General features: G+C 52.7%; 18 protein-coding genes. 6 read left to right on the plus strand and 12 right to left on the minus strand.

The features are described from left to right. Nucleotides 1-39: 39 nt before the first annotated feature. Together ACJHX3_RS02890 and ACJHX3_RS02895 are read right to left on the minus strand one after the other, a co-directional pair. Nucleotides 40-918, minus strand: a complete 879-nt coding sequence (locus ACJHX3_RS02890; protein ID WP_001318059.1) for a U32 family peptidase — start codon at nt 916-918, stop codon at nt 40-42. A gap of 8 nt (nt 919-926) precedes the next feature. Further along, nucleotides 927-1922 carry a peptidase U32 family protein gene (locus ACJHX3_RS02895; RefSeq protein ID WP_001298771.1) on the minus strand — a complete coding sequence of 332 codons (996 nt, stop codon included), beginning with the start codon at nt 1920-1922 and terminating at the stop codon, nt 927-929. A gap of 208 nt (nt 1923-2130) precedes the next feature. On the opposite strand from ACJHX3_RS02895, the gene ACJHX3_RS02900 reads away from it, so the two are divergent. Further along, nucleotides 2131-2655 carry an SCP2 domain-containing protein gene (locus ACJHX3_RS02900; protein ID WP_001295552.1) on the plus strand — a complete coding sequence of 175 codons (525 nt, stop codon included), beginning with the start codon at nt 2131-2133 and terminating at the stop codon, nt 2653-2655. Then, on the plus strand, nt 2649-3152 hold the full coding sequence (locus ACJHX3_RS02905; RefSeq protein ID WP_000908554.1) for a GNAT family N-acetyltransferase: 504 nt from the start codon (nt 2649-2651) through the stop codon (nt 3150-3152). The genes ACJHX3_RS02900 and ACJHX3_RS02905 overlap by 7 nt, the downstream gene beginning before the upstream one ends. On the opposite strand, the gene yhbQ is transcribed toward ACJHX3_RS02905, so the two are convergent. After that, nucleotides 3139-3441, minus strand: coding sequence for a DNA damage response exodeoxyribonuclease YhbQ (gene yhbQ / locus ACJHX3_RS02910; protein ID WP_001469257.1), 303 nt, complete (start codon nt 3439-3441; stop codon nt 3139-3141). The two genes, ACJHX3_RS02905 and yhbQ, sit on opposite strands and share 14 nt — an antisense overlap. 50 nt (nt 3442-3491) lie before the next feature. On the opposite strand from yhbQ, the gene ACJHX3_RS02915 reads away from it, so the two are divergent. Then, on the plus strand, nt 3492-3935 hold the full coding sequence (locus tag ACJHX3_RS02915; protein ID WP_000449453.1) for a YhbP family protein: 444 nt from the start codon (nt 3492-3494) through the stop codon (nt 3933-3935). Here the strand turns inward: ACJHX3_RS02915 and yhbO are convergent. Further along, nucleotides 3915-4433: a protein/nucleic acid deglycase gene (gene yhbO / locus ACJHX3_RS02920; RefSeq protein ID WP_000037592.1), complete on the minus strand. Its 519-nt coding sequence runs from the start codon at nt 4431-4433 to the stop codon at nt 3915-3917. The two genes, ACJHX3_RS02915 and yhbO, sit on opposite strands and share 21 nt — an antisense overlap. 127 nt (nt 4434-4560) lie before the next feature. On the opposite strand from yhbO, the gene ACJHX3_RS02925 reads away from it, so the two are divergent. Then, nucleotides 4561-5196 (plus strand): NAD(P)H-binding protein, encoded by a 636-nt coding sequence (locus ACJHX3_RS02925; RefSeq protein WP_094308701.1) that lies wholly within the window; start codon nt 4561-4563, stop codon nt 5194-5196. Between the two features lie 72 nt (nt 5197-5268). After that, nucleotides 5269-6222, plus strand: coding sequence for a permease (locus ACJHX3_RS02930; RefSeq protein ID WP_094308700.1), 954 nt, complete (start codon nt 5269-5271; stop codon nt 6220-6222). A 112-nt stretch (nt 6223-6334) separates the two neighbouring features. Here the strand turns inward: ACJHX3_RS02930 and dolP are convergent, their stop codons facing one another. The 4 genes from dolP to lpoA are packed head-to-tail and all read right to left on the minus strand — an operon-like array spanning nt 6335 to nt 9919. Next, on the minus strand, nt 6335-6910 hold the full coding sequence (dolP, locus tag ACJHX3_RS02935; RefSeq protein WP_000646049.1) for a division/outer membrane stress-associated lipid-binding lipoprotein: 576 nt from the start codon (nt 6908-6910) through the stop codon (nt 6335-6337). A gap of 9 nt (nt 6911-6919) precedes the next feature. Continuing rightward, the gene (gene diaA, locus ACJHX3_RS02940; RefSeq protein ID WP_001158035.1) at nt 6920-7510 is read right to left on the minus strand and encodes a DnaA initiator-associating protein DiaA; all 591 of its coding nucleotides are present in this window, start codon (nt 7508-7510) and stop codon (nt 6920-6922) included. A 19-nt stretch (nt 7511-7529) separates the two neighbouring features. Then, nucleotides 7530-7925 (minus strand): YraN family protein, encoded by a 396-nt coding sequence (locus ACJHX3_RS02945; protein WP_094321977.1) that lies wholly within the window; start codon nt 7923-7925, stop codon nt 7530-7532. Continuing rightward, on the minus strand, nt 7883-9919 hold the full coding sequence (lpoA, locus tag ACJHX3_RS02950; RefSeq protein ID WP_094321978.1) for a penicillin-binding protein activator LpoA: 2037 nt from the start codon (nt 9917-9919) through the stop codon (nt 7883-7885). The genes ACJHX3_RS02945 and lpoA overlap by 43 nt, the downstream gene beginning before the upstream one ends. Before the next feature lie 64 nt (nt 9920-9983). Between lpoA and rsmI the strand changes: the two genes are divergently transcribed. After that, nucleotides 9984-10847, plus strand: coding sequence for a 16S rRNA (cytidine(1402)-2'-O)-methyltransferase (rsmI, locus tag ACJHX3_RS02955; protein WP_000809263.1), 864 nt, complete (start codon nt 9984-9986; stop codon nt 10845-10847). Between the two features lie 49 nt (nt 10848-10896). Here rsmI and ACJHX3_RS02960 read toward each other — a convergent pair whose 3' ends face one another. The 4 genes from ACJHX3_RS02960 to agaB are packed head-to-tail and all read right to left on the minus strand — an operon-like array spanning nt 10897 to nt 13764. Next, a complete protein-coding gene (locus tag ACJHX3_RS02960) occupies nt 10897-11664 on the minus strand; it encodes a galactosamine-6-phosphate isomerase (RefSeq protein WP_094321979.1) in 768 nt (255 codons plus the stop codon). Then, on the minus strand, nt 11665-12456 hold the full coding sequence (gene agaD / locus ACJHX3_RS02965) for a PTS galactosamine transporter subunit IID (protein ID WP_094308698.1): 792 nt from the start codon (nt 12454-12456) through the stop codon (nt 11665-11667). Further along, complete coding sequence (gene agaC, locus ACJHX3_RS02970; RefSeq protein WP_094308697.1) at nt 12446-13249, minus strand: PTS galactosamine transporter subunit IIC; 804 nt, start codon at nt 13247-13249, stop codon at nt 12446-12448. The genes agaD and agaC overlap by 11 nt, the downstream gene beginning before the upstream one ends. Before the next feature lie 38 nt (nt 13250-13287). Beyond that, a complete protein-coding gene (agaB, locus tag ACJHX3_RS02975; RefSeq protein WP_000098025.1) occupies nt 13288-13764 on the minus strand; it encodes a PTS galactosamine transporter subunit IIB in 477 nt (158 codons plus the stop codon). Between the last annotated feature and the right edge of the window lie 6 nt (nt 13765-13770).

Consider the following 13770-nt stretch of genomic DNA (forward strand, 5'->3'; position numbering starts at 1 on the left):
AAAGAGTAGTTAAAGTTGTTAACAAAGTGAGCTATATACTTACGCTTGCAGCTCCAGCCCGGCCAGCCGCCGCCAGTAGCCGTTACAATCGCTGTTTGCCGTCAACGGCAGTGGTGCAGCGCCATTTTCATTGGCGCGGAAGGCGTCGAGTATCGCGAAAGTGTCAGTACCCTGCGGTGACAGGCGGACCACATCGACCAGCCCCTGCATGGATGCCAGCTCGTTACCGAGGTTGTAAACGTAGCCGCTCATGGTCTGAATGCCATTGAGTACAAACACTTGTTGGTTTTCCTGCGATAGCACGTTGCGCCCGTTCGGATACTTAATGCAGCAGGTTTCACACTCATCTTTCGGGCGGTCTTCCGAACGCGCGGTAAAGCAGCGGGCGGAGTAGGCCAGCGGCAGATGACCGTAGCTCAGGACTTCCACTTCAAACTGGTTGCGAATGCCCAGCTCATCGCACTGATTAAGCAGATTCACCAGCCAGTCGCGGGAAAGCTCCACCGGCATACACCAGCGCATCATGCCCTGTTTGAGCAATATTTTCAGTGTCACCGCGTTGTAGCAGTTCAGCGCGTGCCCGGCGACGAACGGCAGTTTGCGTTCAGCGCACATATTCACCACGCCGAGATCGCTGGCTTCAATCAGAAACTCACCGTTCTCAACATAGCGTTTCAGTTCGCCCAGTTCAGAGGATGCCTGCACCAGCGCCAGCGTGGAGAGCACAATCTGCTTACCACTTCCGGCGAGTGATTTTGCCATCTCCAGCCAGTCGCCAACTTTGGTTGCCCGGCGCTTGCTGCATACCGCTTCACCAAGATAAATCACGTCGGCGCTGCTGGCGGCGGCCTGCTGATAAAATTCTTCCAGCGTCTCTTTTGGCCAGTACCACAGCACTGGCCCTAAGGAATATTTCATTGCTTTTCTCACTGCCATTTACGGTGATACGCGCCAAGGGTGGTCTGCGTGCCTTCGGACATCGACCCGAGCGTCTCCATCCACGCGCTTTGCGGTATGAAGTTTTGCGGATCGGCCTTACAACGGTCGATAGCCTGACGCCAGACTTTCGCCACCTGGCTGACATACGCCGGGCTACGCTGGCGGCCTTCAATTTTCACCGAAGCAATATTCGCTGCCATTAACTCCGGCAGCAGTTCCAGGGTATTGAGACTGGTGGGTTCTTCCAGCGCGTGATAGCGCTCGCCGTCCACCAGATAACGCCCTTTACACAGCGTCGGATAACCTGCGTTTTCGCCATCCTGATAACGGTCGATCAGCACTTCGTTCAGGCGAGATTCCAGCCCCTGCGGCGTTTGCTGCCAGCGCACGAAACGGGCCGGAGAACACGCACCCACAGTGTTGGGCGACTCACCTGTCAGATACGACGACAGATAGCAACGGCCCTCCGACATAATGCACAGGCTGCCAAAAGCAAAGACTTCCAGTGGTACAGGTGTGACCCGTGCCAGCTGTTTCACCTGATGAATCGACAACACGCGCGGCAGCACCACGCGGGCAACGTCAAAATGGCGATGATAAAAGTTAATCGCCTCTTCATTGGTCGCCGAAGCCTGCACTGACACATGACGCTCAATATGCGGGTAACGCTCGGCGGCGTACTCCAGCATGGCGAGGTCGGCGAGGATCAGCGCGTCGGCACCCAGCTGCGCCGCCATATCCACGGCACGCTGCCAACGGGCGTAACCGTCCGGATGCGCAAAAGTGTTAATCGCGATGTGAAGTTTGCGGCGATGTTGATGGACAAAACTCACCGCTTCCTGCAATTTTTTCTCGGTAAAGTTAAGGCCGGCGAAGTGACGGGCATTGGTATCATCTTTTAGCCCGATATAAACAGCATCTGCGCCGTTTTCGATGGCCGCCTTAAGCGCCGGGAGATTTCCGGCAGGGCAGAGCAGCTCCATAATTTTTCCTGAAGGTTGCGCTATCAAAGCGCAAAAATGTTAACGAACTGGGATTTTAGTTAACCTTGCTGCGACAATTTTTGATTTAAGGCAGTTAAAGTTGTATTGGTGGTAGCAGCAATTTCATATGGAATTGTTGATTTATACCGCTATGTTATTTTTCTGATATGGCAAAATAGGATGATTGTTGAAACAGGGAGTAAAACTCGTGTTGGATAAACTGCGTTCCCGTATTGTGCATTTGGGGCCATCTCTGTTGAGTGTACCGGTAAAACTGACGCCATTTGCGCTAAAACGCCAGGTTCTTGAGCAGGTCCTAAGCTGGCAATTCCGTCAGGCGCTGGATGATGGCGAGCTGGAGTTTCTTGAAGGCCGCTGGTTAAGTATTCATGTGCGTGATATTGACCTGCAATGGTTTACCTCGGTGGTGAATGGCAAACTGGTCGTTAGCCAGAACGCGCAAGCTGATGTGAGTTTTAGTGCCGACGCCAGCGATCTGCTGATGATTGCGGCGCGTAAACAGGATCCGGATACGCTCTTCTTCCAGCGTCGGCTGGTGATTGAAGGCGATACGGAGCTGGGGCTGTATGTGAAAAACCTGATGGACGCCATTGAACTGGAGCAAATGCCGAAAGCCTTACGCATGATGCTGCTGCAACTGGCGGATTTTGTTGAGGCGGGAATGAAAACCGCGCCTGAAACCAAACAGACATCGGTAGGTGAACCATGCTAATTCGAGTAGAAATTCCCATTGATGCGCCGGGTATTGATGCCCTGCTGCGTCGTTCATTCGAAAGCGATGCGGAAGCGAAGCTGGTTCACGATCTGCGTGAAGATGGCTTTCTGACGCTGGGGCTGGTGGCGACAGATGACGAAGGTCAGGTCATTGGCTATGTGGCATTTAGTCCGGTTGATGTGCAGGGCGAAGACCTGCAATGGGTCGGCATGGCACCGCTGGCGGTAGATGAAAAATACCGTGGACAGGGGCTGGCACGCCAACTGGTCTATGAAGGACTCGATTCGCTTAATGAGTTCGGCTATGCCGCAGTGGTGACGCTGGGCGATCCGGCGCTGTACAGTCGTTTCGGCTTTGAGCTGGCGGCGCATCACGATCTGCGTTGCCGCTGGCCGGGCACTGAAAGCGCCTTCCAGGTACATCGTTTAGCGGATGACGCGCTGAACGGCGTAACCGGTCTGGTTGAGTATCACGAGCACTTCAATCGCTTTTAATCTTTGGGGTTTGCAGGCTGCTCAACAGTTCTGCAAACCCTGTGCCTTTCGCTACCAGACGCTCTTTCTGCCGTTTGGTCAGTTGCTTAACGCGATATTCCGCCCGTAGTGCCAGTGAACGGTCGCCCACTGGCGCGGAAAATGCCAGCGTCAGTTCACCTTTCCCACGCAGTGCTTTTGCGCCTTTGCCGCTTTGATGTTGCTGATAGCGGCGTTCGACATCCGTGGTGATCCCGGTATAAAGCTTATTGTCGGCGGTACGGATCAAGTAAAGAAACCAGGGTGTCATCGTCTGCGTCGCATGTTAAGGTCAGGCCCACAGTATAAAAGAGAACAGCAATGGAAACACTCACCGCCATCAGCCGTTGGCTGGCAAAACAACATGTTGTCACCTGGTGTGTGCAGCAGGAAGGGGAACTCTGGTGCGCTAATGCCTTTTATCTTTTTGATGCGCAGAAAGTCGCCTTCTACATTTTGACGGAAGAAAAAACGCGCCACGCGCAGATGAGTGGGCCGCAGGCGGCAGTTGCCGGAACGGTAAACGGTCAGCCGAAAACGGTAGCGTTAATTCGCGGCGTGCAATTTAAAGGCGAGATCCGCAGGCTTGAAGGTGAGGAAAGCGACCTCGCACGCAAGGCGTACAACCGTCGCTTTCCGGTTGCCAGAATGCTGTCGGCCCCGGTGTGGGAAATCCGGCTTGATGAAATCAAATTCACCGACAACACGCTGGGCTTTGGTAAAAAAATGATCTGGCTACGTAACTCAGGCACCGAGCAGGCGTAATGCCTCGCGGTTAAACGCTGGCAGATCGTCCGGTGTGCGGCTGGTAACCAGCTGATCTTTATCGACCACCACTTCCTGATCGTAAAATTCCGCGCCCGCGTTTTTAACATCAATAATGATTGGTTTAACGGCGGTCAGCTTACGACCACGGATCACATCGGCGCTGATCAGCAACTGGGGACCGTGACAGATGGCGAAAACAGGTTTGCCACTGTTCACAAAATCGCGGGTGAAGGTGACAAAACGGTTGTCGCCACGCAGATAATCTGGTGAATGACCGCCCGGTAGCAGCAGGGCATCGAACTCTGCGGGCGTCACTTCATCGATGGATTTATCGATGGCCACGCTGGCTTCTCCTTTTTTGCCTTTCACCGTTTTACCCGCTTGTTTTTCAATGGTAATCACTTCGTGTCCGGCTTTACGGAACTCGTCTGCGGGTGAAGTAAATTCTGAATCCTCAAATTCATCACTGATTAAAACGGCAATTTTCTTACTCATGCTTCCTCCGCGATGTTGCATTGGATGAGGCGAATTTCCCACAATCGGGGATAATTACCTCATGGTCTATTAAGCCTGGTGCATGAGCCGTGGAGCGCAAGGCAGACAATTCTGTAAAGGAGCGAAGATGAGTCAGGTACTGATTACAGGCGCAACGGGGCTGGTGGGCGGTCACCTGCTGCGGTTGTTGATTAATGAACCGAAAGTTAACGCCATAGCCGCGCCGACGCGACGTCCGTTGGGCGATATGCCCGGGGTGTTTAATCCCCATGATCCGCAACTGACCGACGCGCTGGCGCAGGTCACCGATCCCATCGACATTGTGTTTTGTTGTCTCGGCACCACGCGGCGAGAAGCGGGGAGTAAAGAGGCGTTTATTCATGCCGATTACACGCTGGTGGTGGATACCGCATTAACCGGGCGGCGGCTCGGTGCGCAGCATATGCTGGTGGTCAGTGCTATGGGTGCTAATGCCCACTCGCCGTTTTTCTATAACCGCGTCAAAGGGGAGATGGAAGAAGCATTAATCGCCCAGAACTGGCCGAAATTGACCATTGCTCGCCCGTCGATGTTACTGGGCGATCGTAGCAAACAGCGGATGAACGAAACGCTTTTTGCGCCGCTGTTCCGTTTGTTACCGGGTAACTGGAAATCCATTGATGCGAGAGACGTGGCGCGGGTCATGCTGGCAGAGGCGATGCGGCCTGAGCATGAAGGTGTGACGATTTTAAGCTCTTCAGAATTACGCAAAAGAGCTGAATAATTATTCCCAAGAATTGATAGTGAGCGTAATATTCACGCGCTCAATTATCATAACTTATTCCTGGGGAATGCTATGACTGGTCAGTCTTCATCTCAGGCGGCAACGCCCATTCAGTGGTGGAAACCCGCGCTTTTCTTTCTCGTTGTCATTGCCGGTCTCTGGTATGTGAAATGGCAACCTTACTACGGCAAAGCGTTTACTACTGCCGAAACCCACAGTATCGGTAAATCTATCCTTGCGCAGGCGGATGCTAATCCGTGGCAGGCGGCGTTGGATTACGCGATGATCTATTTCCTCGCGGTATGGAAAGCGGCGGTGCTGGGGGTGATCCTCGGTTCGTTGATTCAGGTGCTGATCCCGCGTGACTGGTTGCTGCGTACGCTTGGGCAATCGCGCTTTCGCGGCACGCTGCTGGGTACGCTGTTTTCGCTGCCGGGTATGATGTGTACCTGCTGTGCGGCTCCGGTCGCGGCGGGAATGCGTCGCCAACAGGTGTCGATGGGCGGAGCGCTGGCATTCTGGATGGGCAATCCGTTGTTAAACCCGGCGACGCTGGTGCAAAAATGGGTGCGTGAAACACCGCAAACGCAAGCACCGGTCGAAATTGACATGCCAGAAGTGCAGGGCGGATTTTTTATCCGCTGGGGCAGGGCGCTATGGACGCTTTTCTGGAGTACGATCCCGGTTTATATCCTTGCCGTACTCGTGTTGGGTGCCGCTCGCGTCTGGTTATTCCCCCATGCTGATGGTGCTGTCGATAACAGCCTGATGTGGGTGATTGCGATGGCGGTAGCGGGATGCTTGTTTGTCATTCCCACGGCGGCAGAAATTCCGATTGTACAAACGATGATGCTGGCAGGCATGGGAACCGCTCCGGCGCTGGCATTGTTGATGACGCTCCCGGCGGTGAGTTTGCCGTCACTGATTATGCTGCGCAAAGCGTTCCCGGCGAAAGCCTTATGGCTGACAGGGGCGATGGTGGCAGTGTCAGGTGTGATTGTCGGCGGGCTGGCGCTGTTGGTTTGATTTGAGGGAAAACATGTCGGATGCGGCGTAAACGCGTTATTCGACCTACAGTTTGCATCGTTGTAGGCCTGATAAGACGCGGCAAGCGTCGCATCAGGCATTACAAGGGCTGCTATTTAATAAACGTAAACGCCGTGGTTACCCGCTTCACGCCGCTCACCCGACTGGCAATATCAGCCGCCGCTTTCGCTTCACGTTCAGTCACCAGCCCCATCAGGAACACTTCACCATTTTCGGTGGTCACTTTCACGTTGGACGATTTCACCAGGTCGCTGGTTAACAGCTGCGAACGCACTTTGGTGGTGATCCACGTATCGTTAGACGCTTCGCCCAGACCAATCGGCTGGCCCTGACGAATCTCGTTATACACTTCGTTGGCACCGTCGACGCCCATCGCAATTTGTTTAGCGCGAGCCGAAAGTTCAGCGTTTGGTGACTGCCCAACCAGCAGCACTTTGCCCTGATAAGCCGTGACATTAATACGGGTTTCTTTCTTAATCTGTTCGTCTTTCGACAATGCGCTGTTTACGCGCACTTCAAGGGTACCATCGTCCACCTGGGTGCCGACACTGCGTGGGTCAGTTGCGGCTTTGGTACCCACAGCAGCGGTACCCACTACGGCAGCGGCAACACAACCTTGCAACAGCAGCGCGGAAAGAAGGACTGCGATTGGCGATAATGCCTTCATGTATTCTCCTTAAACATCCTGGTGAGGGAAAAGCGTGTTATCGATCAGATCGCACAGGCAATTTACCGTCAGCATATGCATCTCCTGAATGCGAGCACTACGATGCGAAGGAATGCGGATCTCCACATCCTGTGGCCCTAACAAACCTGCAAGTTCACCGCCGTCATAGCCGGTTAATGCCACAATGGTCATATCACGCGTAACGGCAGCTTCTACCGCTTTTACAATATCGCGGCTGTTGCCACGGGTGGAAATGGCTAACAATACATCTCCCGCATGACCCAGCGCCCGCACCTGTTTTGCATACACTTCATCATGTAAGCGATCGTTGGCAATCGCCGTTAAGACAACATTATCAGTATTTAGTGCAATGGCAGGTAAGCTGGGCCGCTCCGTTTCGAAACGGTTGATCATGCTGGCAGCAAAATGCTGTGCATTGGCAGCGGAAGTTCCATTACCACAACAGAGGATTTTGTTGCCATTGAGCAGAGACTGAACCAGCGTCATAGCTGCACGCGAGATGGCATCCGGAAGCGCCTCTGCCGCCGCAATTTGAGTTTGAATGCTTTCAGTGAAGCAAGCTTTAATTCTTTCTTGCACGCTAATCCTTAAACCTTAATTATGAGTGGTCATTAAAGGCATCCTTAATCCACTCAACCTCATTCCCGGTGAAGGCTACCACATCGAACCGGCAATCCACAGTATCAAAACTCCCATTATGACGCGCGAGCCACAAGCGGGCAGTCTGTAATAATTTGTGTTGTTTGCTGCGGGTCACACTGGCTGCCGCGCCGTCATAAAGCGCAGAGCGGCGGTAACGCACCTCGACAAAAACGGTGGTCCGGCCTTCACGCATTATCAGATCGATCTCGCCGCCACGCTCGTTCACGTTAGCGGCGATAAACCGCAGTCCTTTGCCTTCCAGCCAGCGACGCGCTTGTGCTTCCCACGCATCGCCGGTCTGTTTGGTGGTTAACTGGCGGGGACTACCTGACCTTGTTGGTACTGTAGCCATGATAACTTCCTGTTAATCACGCAATCCGGGTTAGCCGTCAGACTTCCGGTATTACCGTTGATTTCAAAACCCTGAACCTGGCGCATTTGTGAGAAATGATTTGCCAACGACCAGGCATCGACGCCCATCGCATACATGCGAGCCAGCGAATAATCGTTGTTCACCGCGCTGAGCGCCTGCTGCATTAACGGCAGATTACCGCCTGCCAGCATCGGGATTTCGCTGTACTGCAAGCCTTCCATCTCCAGACGGAAATCCGGGCCTGCGGTGCCTTGTGCGCTGCGGGAACTGGCGTACAGCGTTGCACCGCTCTGGCTACCGTTACGCATGGCGATCATTGGTTTGATAAAAGCGATTTCACCCGGCGTTGCCACAATGTACACCGCATCGACACGACCGCCATTATTGGTGAACTGATCATCGGTTGGCGTGGTTTGCAGCGTTGGATTGTTGGTCGTCATGCCGGAGTCGGTTGTTTCTCTGGGAGTAATCGGGCTACCCGTTAAAGCGATACCCGAACCGCCGTTAACACCCGCGCGTAATTCGCTGGTGGAACCAAATTTTTGTTGCAGAACGGGGCCGCCGCCCAGTTTCTGCCACTCTTGCGCAAACGCATTGGCTACGCGATCGCCCAATGAACTGCGTGGGATCAGCACCAGCGGCGCTTGTTTACCCTGGTCACGAATATGACGCGCTGCATCGCGCGCTTCGTCTTCCGGTGAAAGCGCGAAGTAACAAATATTGACGCGGTTTTCGATGTTCTCCGGCTGGTTCAGTGCCAGCACGTTCAGCGGGGTGTTGCTCTTCAGCAACTCTTCAACGTTATTTTTCAGCAACGGGCCGACCACAATACTCGCGCCATCCTGTTGAACCTGGTTGAGGATCTGGCTAAGTGGTTGTGATGATGTATCGTAGATTTTCAGCTCTGCGGATGGATTCGCAGGTGCGCTTACCGCTGCGGTGGTTGCCACCGGGGCGCTTACAGGCACCGGCTGGGCCGCAGGTTGTTCACCGGTCAGATCGCTAACCGAGGCTTGTGCCGGGCTGGCAACGCCATCCACGGTTTGCGGCTGAGGTTGTTCTGCTACGTCTGCGGCAGGTGCGGCAGCTACCTGAGCCGCCACTGGCTGAGTGCCGATATTTTTCGCCGCTTCAAAGCCTTGCTGAATAGTGCGACCAAATACCGCTGCCTGGCCATTCAGTGGCAAAAGCAGGGCGATTTTGTTGGTCGATGCGGGTTTAAACGCTTTTACGTTAACCAACTGCGTTGGCAGCATTTTCGCGCCTGGGTTGTTCGGATAACGTTTCTGCCAGTCGGCGATCCCGGCTTTCATCATGTCGGGATCGTTACGGTTATCAAACCAGATGCGCTGCAGATCCAGCCAGCCTTGCAGAATATTTTCGTCGGCATTGATCACCAGCGTATTCGCCTGTTCCTGAGTCATGGAGGAGAGCGCCTGCCAGGTGGCGTCAATATTCTGCTGCTTTTCTTTCGCACCGAGCAGCGGTTCCTGAGCAATTAACGCGCGCAGTAAATCAATGGAAGGACGCCCCTGGCTGGCATCGATTTTTGCCTGCCAGTAACGCGCTTGCTGGTTTTGTTCTAAATCTGCAGGTGTGATTTTCGCCAGCAAGTTTTGCGCGCCAGCAAAATCTTTCTGCGCCAGTTTAATCTCTGCCGCCAGCAGTGTTTTCTCGCGACGCTGAGAATCGTTCAGTTCTTGCGGTAGTTGGTTAAACAACTCCACCGCCTGTCCGGTTTTACCTTCTTTCACCAGTGCACGAATGGCGAGTAATTGCCAGTTGATCCTGGTATCATCAGAACTTTGCTGCATCTGTTGCAGGTAAAAGGCAGAATCAGCCTGCGCCGTGCCCTGCATATAAGCAGTGGACTGATCGGGAGTATGGGTGCCACAACCGGCGAAAATCAGGGCTGCCAGAACAACAGGCAGACAACGCGCGGCTTTCAAACGAGAAAATGTTGAGGGTACCATAATGTATCCAGTGATATTTTTTTTACGCAATGCTCAATATTAAATCGGCAATACGGACGACACAATGAAACAACACCAATCGGCGGATAATTCTCAGGGCCAGCTTTACATTGTACCGACGCCAATCGGCAATCTGGCGGATATCACCCAGCGTGCGTTGGAGGTATTACAGGCCGTTGATCTGATTGCCGCCGAGGATACGCGTCACACCGGTTTATTGCTGCAACATTTTGGGATTAATGCTCGGTTGTTTGCGCTGCACGACCATAACGAACAACAAAAAGCCGAAACGCTGCTGGCGAAGCTGCAAGAGGGGCAAAACATTGCGCTGGTTTCCGATGCCGGAACGCCGCTAATTAACGATCCTGGCTACCATCTGGTGCGTACCTGCCGTGAAGCGGGGATTCGCGTGGTGCCGCTACCCGGGCCGTGTGCTGCTATCACTGCGTTAAGCGCCGCGGGTTTACCATCCGATCGTTTTTGTTATGAAGGCTTTTTACCTGCCAAATCAAAAGGCCGCCGTGATGCGCTAAAAGCCATTGAAGCGGAGCCGCGCACGCTGATTTTTTATGAATCTACCCACCGTCTGTTAGATAGCCTGGAAGATATCGTTGCGGTATTAGGCGAATCCCGCTACGTCGTTCTGGCGCGTGAGCTGACCAAAACCTGGGAAACCATTCACGGCGCGCCCGTTGGCGAGCTGCTGGCGTGGGTCAAAGAAGATGAAAACCGTCGTAAAGGCGAAATGGTGCTGATTGTTGAAGGCCATAAAGCACAGGAAGAAGACTTACCCGCCGATGCACTGCGCACACTGGCGCTGTTGCAGGCAGAACTGCCGCTGAAAAAAGCGGCGGCGCTGGCAGCAGAAATTCACGGCGTGAAGAAAAATGCGTTGTATAAGTATGCGCTGGAGCAGCAGGGAGAGTGATTACAGGCGTTGCAGCAGGAATAGCGCTGCAACGCCTGTACCAGGCGAGTTAACGACGACACATCTCATCAATCATGCATGTGAAATAGTTATGCAGCCATAAAAATGAAGCCGGGATAGCGGTAGAGACTTTAGCCGTGAGAAAACGTTCTGTCGCATCCTGCTTTCCTTCGCCAGTCACCAGTAACAAAACTTCGCGGGCATTGAGAATATCCTTCAGGCCTAAGGTGATCCCACGAGTCACGGGACGGCCCGCGGTTTTTAACATCTCATGTTGCTGTGTTCTGGCATCAAGTTGACTGATATGGCAGGCCGGTTGCAGGCTTTCTCCCGGTTCGTTCAGCCCAAGATGACCGTTTTTCCCCAATCCGAGAACGCATAAATCCAGACCGCCTTTGCGCGCAATCAGGTTCGTTACCCGTTCGCACTCTGTCTCATTTATCTCTTCGGAGCGAAAGCTGATGAGCTGGTCTTCACGCAGCCCCAGCGGCTGCACGATATGCTGTTGTAGGAAAGTTTCGCTGGTGCCAGGCATCGTTAATGGCAGATCCACCCATTCGTCGAGCTTCACGAAGGTGAGATGGCTGACATCAACCTGCTGCTGGTGGATTTTTTCTACCAGATAATGATACGTCAGTAATGGCGTGGCTCCGGTCGCCAGGCAAATCACGGCATCCGGTTTGCTACGGATCACGGCCAATAAATATTCGCTGGCACGTTCACTTAACGCCGTATAGTTTTCAACTTGTTGAAGGGTTTGCACAGGATGAAATTCCTTAAGTAAAGAGGCACCGCCAGACGCAGTGCCTCGTTCCATTTACAAAATGCCGTATGCAGAACAAACAATAGAGAGCACAAAAGTCACGCCGATTAACAGCACCGGATGCGCTTTTTTCACCCGCAGGAAGTAATACATCAACAGGGTGTAGGCCATCGGTAAAATGTTCGGGAAGACTTTATCGAAGAAATCCTGCTGCAGCGCGACGCTGTGGGTACTGTCGATGGCAAACGATGTCACCACGTTAATATGCACATACGAAGCGATCAGCCCGCCGATTACCGTGATCCCGAGGATGGTTGCCGAACGGGCAATCATCTGCGAGTTCTCTCGCACTTTATCGATCGCCTTCACGCCGACTGAATAACCGACGTGGGTCCAGCCGACGCGCAGGAAAAAGATAAGCAGGTAAACGGCGAAAAATAGAATCGGCCCCAGCAGGTTTCCCTGGCTGGCAAATGATGAGCAAATTCCCGCCATAATCGGCAACAAAGTAAACCAGAAAATCGCATCGCCAATCCCGGCGATTGGGCCAAACAGTGCCACTTTGAGGCCTTTAATGGTGTCGCGGTTTTCTCCTTTTTCTTCCATCGAAATTAATAACCCCATCAGGAATCCGACCAGATTCGGGTGGGTATTAATAAATTCGAGGTTATCTTTCATCGCCGCGCTTAAGCCCGGTTTGTCGTCCTTATAAATCTTTTTCAGGATCGGCAACATCGCCCAGGTAAAACCGCCCGCCTGCATCCTTTCGTAGTTAAAGCTCGCTTGTAGCAGTGACGAACGAAAGCCCAGACGGGTGATATCTTTTTTACTGATTTCAGATCCCATTGCTGTAGTCCTCTTCTTCATTTTTACTGGCAACGGGCTGCGGTTGCGCTTGCTGCCGGGATTTCGCATTGAAAAACTCATACACCGCAAAGCCTGTGCCCAGTACGGCAACCGGCAACAGGTTGCTGACCTGGATGTAGCAAACAAACAGGAAACCGGCGATCAGGTAAGGGATATATTGCGCTTTGAACATCACGCGCAGCAGCAAGCCAAAACCAACGGCAGGCAGAATACCGCCAGCCACTTCAAAGCCGTGGGTCAGCCAGGCGGGCATCGCTTTCACCAGCGCCTGCATCGCCCCCTGTGCCAGGTAAGTACAGAGGAAAGCAATCACCGCATACGCTGAAGCGACGATGAGCATCGTTGTCCAGTTAAGTCGGGAAAACGCTGCCGTATCCGCCTCTTTTGCGCATTTATCGGCTTTGGTCATAAATAATGAGAAAGCGGAATAGAAGAACAGAATGACGTACTGCATTAACAAACTAAACGGCAGGCCAAGACCAATTGCCGTTTTGGCATCAACGCCCGTAGACCATGCAATGACAGTGGTCATCAGACCCGCCATAATCGGGTTGGGCGGCTGAACACCACCTGCAGGGGTTAATCCGGCGAAAGCCAACTCTGTCAGACCACCGGTAATTAAGCCAGTCTGAATATCACCGAGAATAGCGCCAGTTAGGGTACAAACGATTATCGGGCGGAATAAAAATAAGGCTTCCAGCCAAAAATCAATCCCCAGAACGAAAACTAACGCCGCCAGGGATAATCCCTGAAGTAGGGTTATTTCATGCATTTTTATTACCTCAAACCAATATTAAGGCGATTTTAGATTTAGTCAGGGATTTGTTCTTTTTGATCGCCAGGGACGTCCTGAATGAAAACATTCACGCCACGTTGTTTAATAAAACGTAAGTCCGTGAGATCCTGGTCATCGACATAAACTTTACTGCTGATTTGCTTTTTCCCTTCCGAGAAATGCATATTGCCGACGTTGACATCTTTCAGGTCAATGCCACCTTCTACCAATTTACGTACCGTTTGTGGCGTACGGCAAATCAGGAAGATCTTTTGATGCGGTGCAGCTTTGCCGATGACGTTAATGGTTTTTTCGATAGTAAAGAAACGAATGCCAAAGCCGTAGGTTTCTGCGGTAATACCCATTAATTTCTGTTGAATATCATCGTTAGCGACAACATCATCTACGACTACCAGCAAATTTGCACCGATGGTAGATGTCCAGGTCACGCCAACCTGACCGTGAACCAGACGGTTATCAATACGGGTTAAGAGAATATTTGGACTGCTCATTGTGTA

The sequence above is a fragment of the Escherichia sp. WS1265 genome (assembly GCF_046487585.1).
GTDB classification, from domain to species: Bacteria; Pseudomonadota; Gammaproteobacteria; order Enterobacterales; family Enterobacteriaceae; genus Escherichia; species Escherichia coli.

What these genes read in the sequence shown, in the direction of transcription:
- ACJHX3_RS02915 (WP_000449453.1), top strand. Translation starts at nt 3,492, where the DNA reads ATGGAAACACTCACCGCCATCAGCCGTTGGCTGGCAAAACAACATGTT.
- yhbQ (WP_001469257.1), bottom strand. Translation starts at nt 3,441, where the DNA reads ATGACACCCTGGTTTCTTTACTTGATCCGTACCGCCGACAATAAGCTT.
- ACJHX3_RS02895 (WP_001298771.1), bottom strand. Translation starts at nt 1,922, where the DNA reads ATGGAGCTGCTCTGCCCTGCCGGAAATCTCCCGGCGCTTAAGGCGGCC.
- agaB (WP_000098025.1), bottom strand. Translation starts at nt 13,764, where the DNA reads ATGAGCAGTCCAAATATTCTCTTAACCCGTATTGATAACCGTCTGGTT.
- agaD (WP_094308698.1), bottom strand. Translation starts at nt 12,456, where the DNA reads ATGGGATCTGAAATCAGTAAAAAAGATATCACCCGTCTGGGCTTTCGT.
- ACJHX3_RS02890 (WP_001318059.1), bottom strand. Translation starts at nt 918, where the DNA reads ATGAAATATTCCTTAGGGCCAGTGCTGTGGTACTGGCCAAAAGAGACG.
- ACJHX3_RS02945 (WP_094321977.1), bottom strand. Translation starts at nt 7,925, where the DNA reads ATGGCTACAGTACCAACAAGGTCAGGTAGTCCCCGCCAGTTAACCACC.
- ACJHX3_RS02925 (WP_094308701.1), top strand. Translation starts at nt 4,561, where the DNA reads ATGAGTCAGGTACTGATTACAGGCGCAACGGGGCTGGTGGGCGGTCAC.
- rsmI (WP_000809263.1), top strand. Translation starts at nt 9,984, where the DNA reads ATGAAACAACACCAATCGGCGGATAATTCTCAGGGCCAGCTTTACATT.
- yhbO (WP_000037592.1), bottom strand. Translation starts at nt 4,433, where the DNA reads ATGAGTAAGAAAATTGCCGTTTTAATCAGTGATGAATTTGAGGATTCA.
- ACJHX3_RS02960 (WP_094321979.1), bottom strand. Translation starts at nt 11,664, where the DNA reads ATGGAACGAGGCACTGCGTCTGGCGGTGCCTCTTTACTTAAGGAATTT.
- agaC (WP_094308697.1), bottom strand. Translation starts at nt 13,249, where the DNA reads ATGCATGAAATAACCCTACTTCAGGGATTATCCCTGGCGGCGTTAGTT.
- lpoA (WP_094321978.1), bottom strand. Translation starts at nt 9,919, where the DNA reads ATGGTACCCTCAACATTTTCTCGTTTGAAAGCCGCGCGTTGTCTGCCT.
- ACJHX3_RS02905 (WP_000908554.1), top strand. Translation starts at nt 2,649, where the DNA reads ATGCTAATTCGAGTAGAAATTCCCATTGATGCGCCGGGTATTGATGCC.
- ACJHX3_RS02930 (WP_094308700.1), top strand. Translation starts at nt 5,269, where the DNA reads ATGACTGGTCAGTCTTCATCTCAGGCGGCAACGCCCATTCAGTGGTGG.
- dolP (WP_000646049.1), bottom strand. Translation starts at nt 6,910, where the DNA reads ATGAAGGCATTATCGCCAATCGCAGTCCTTCTTTCCGCGCTGCTGTTG.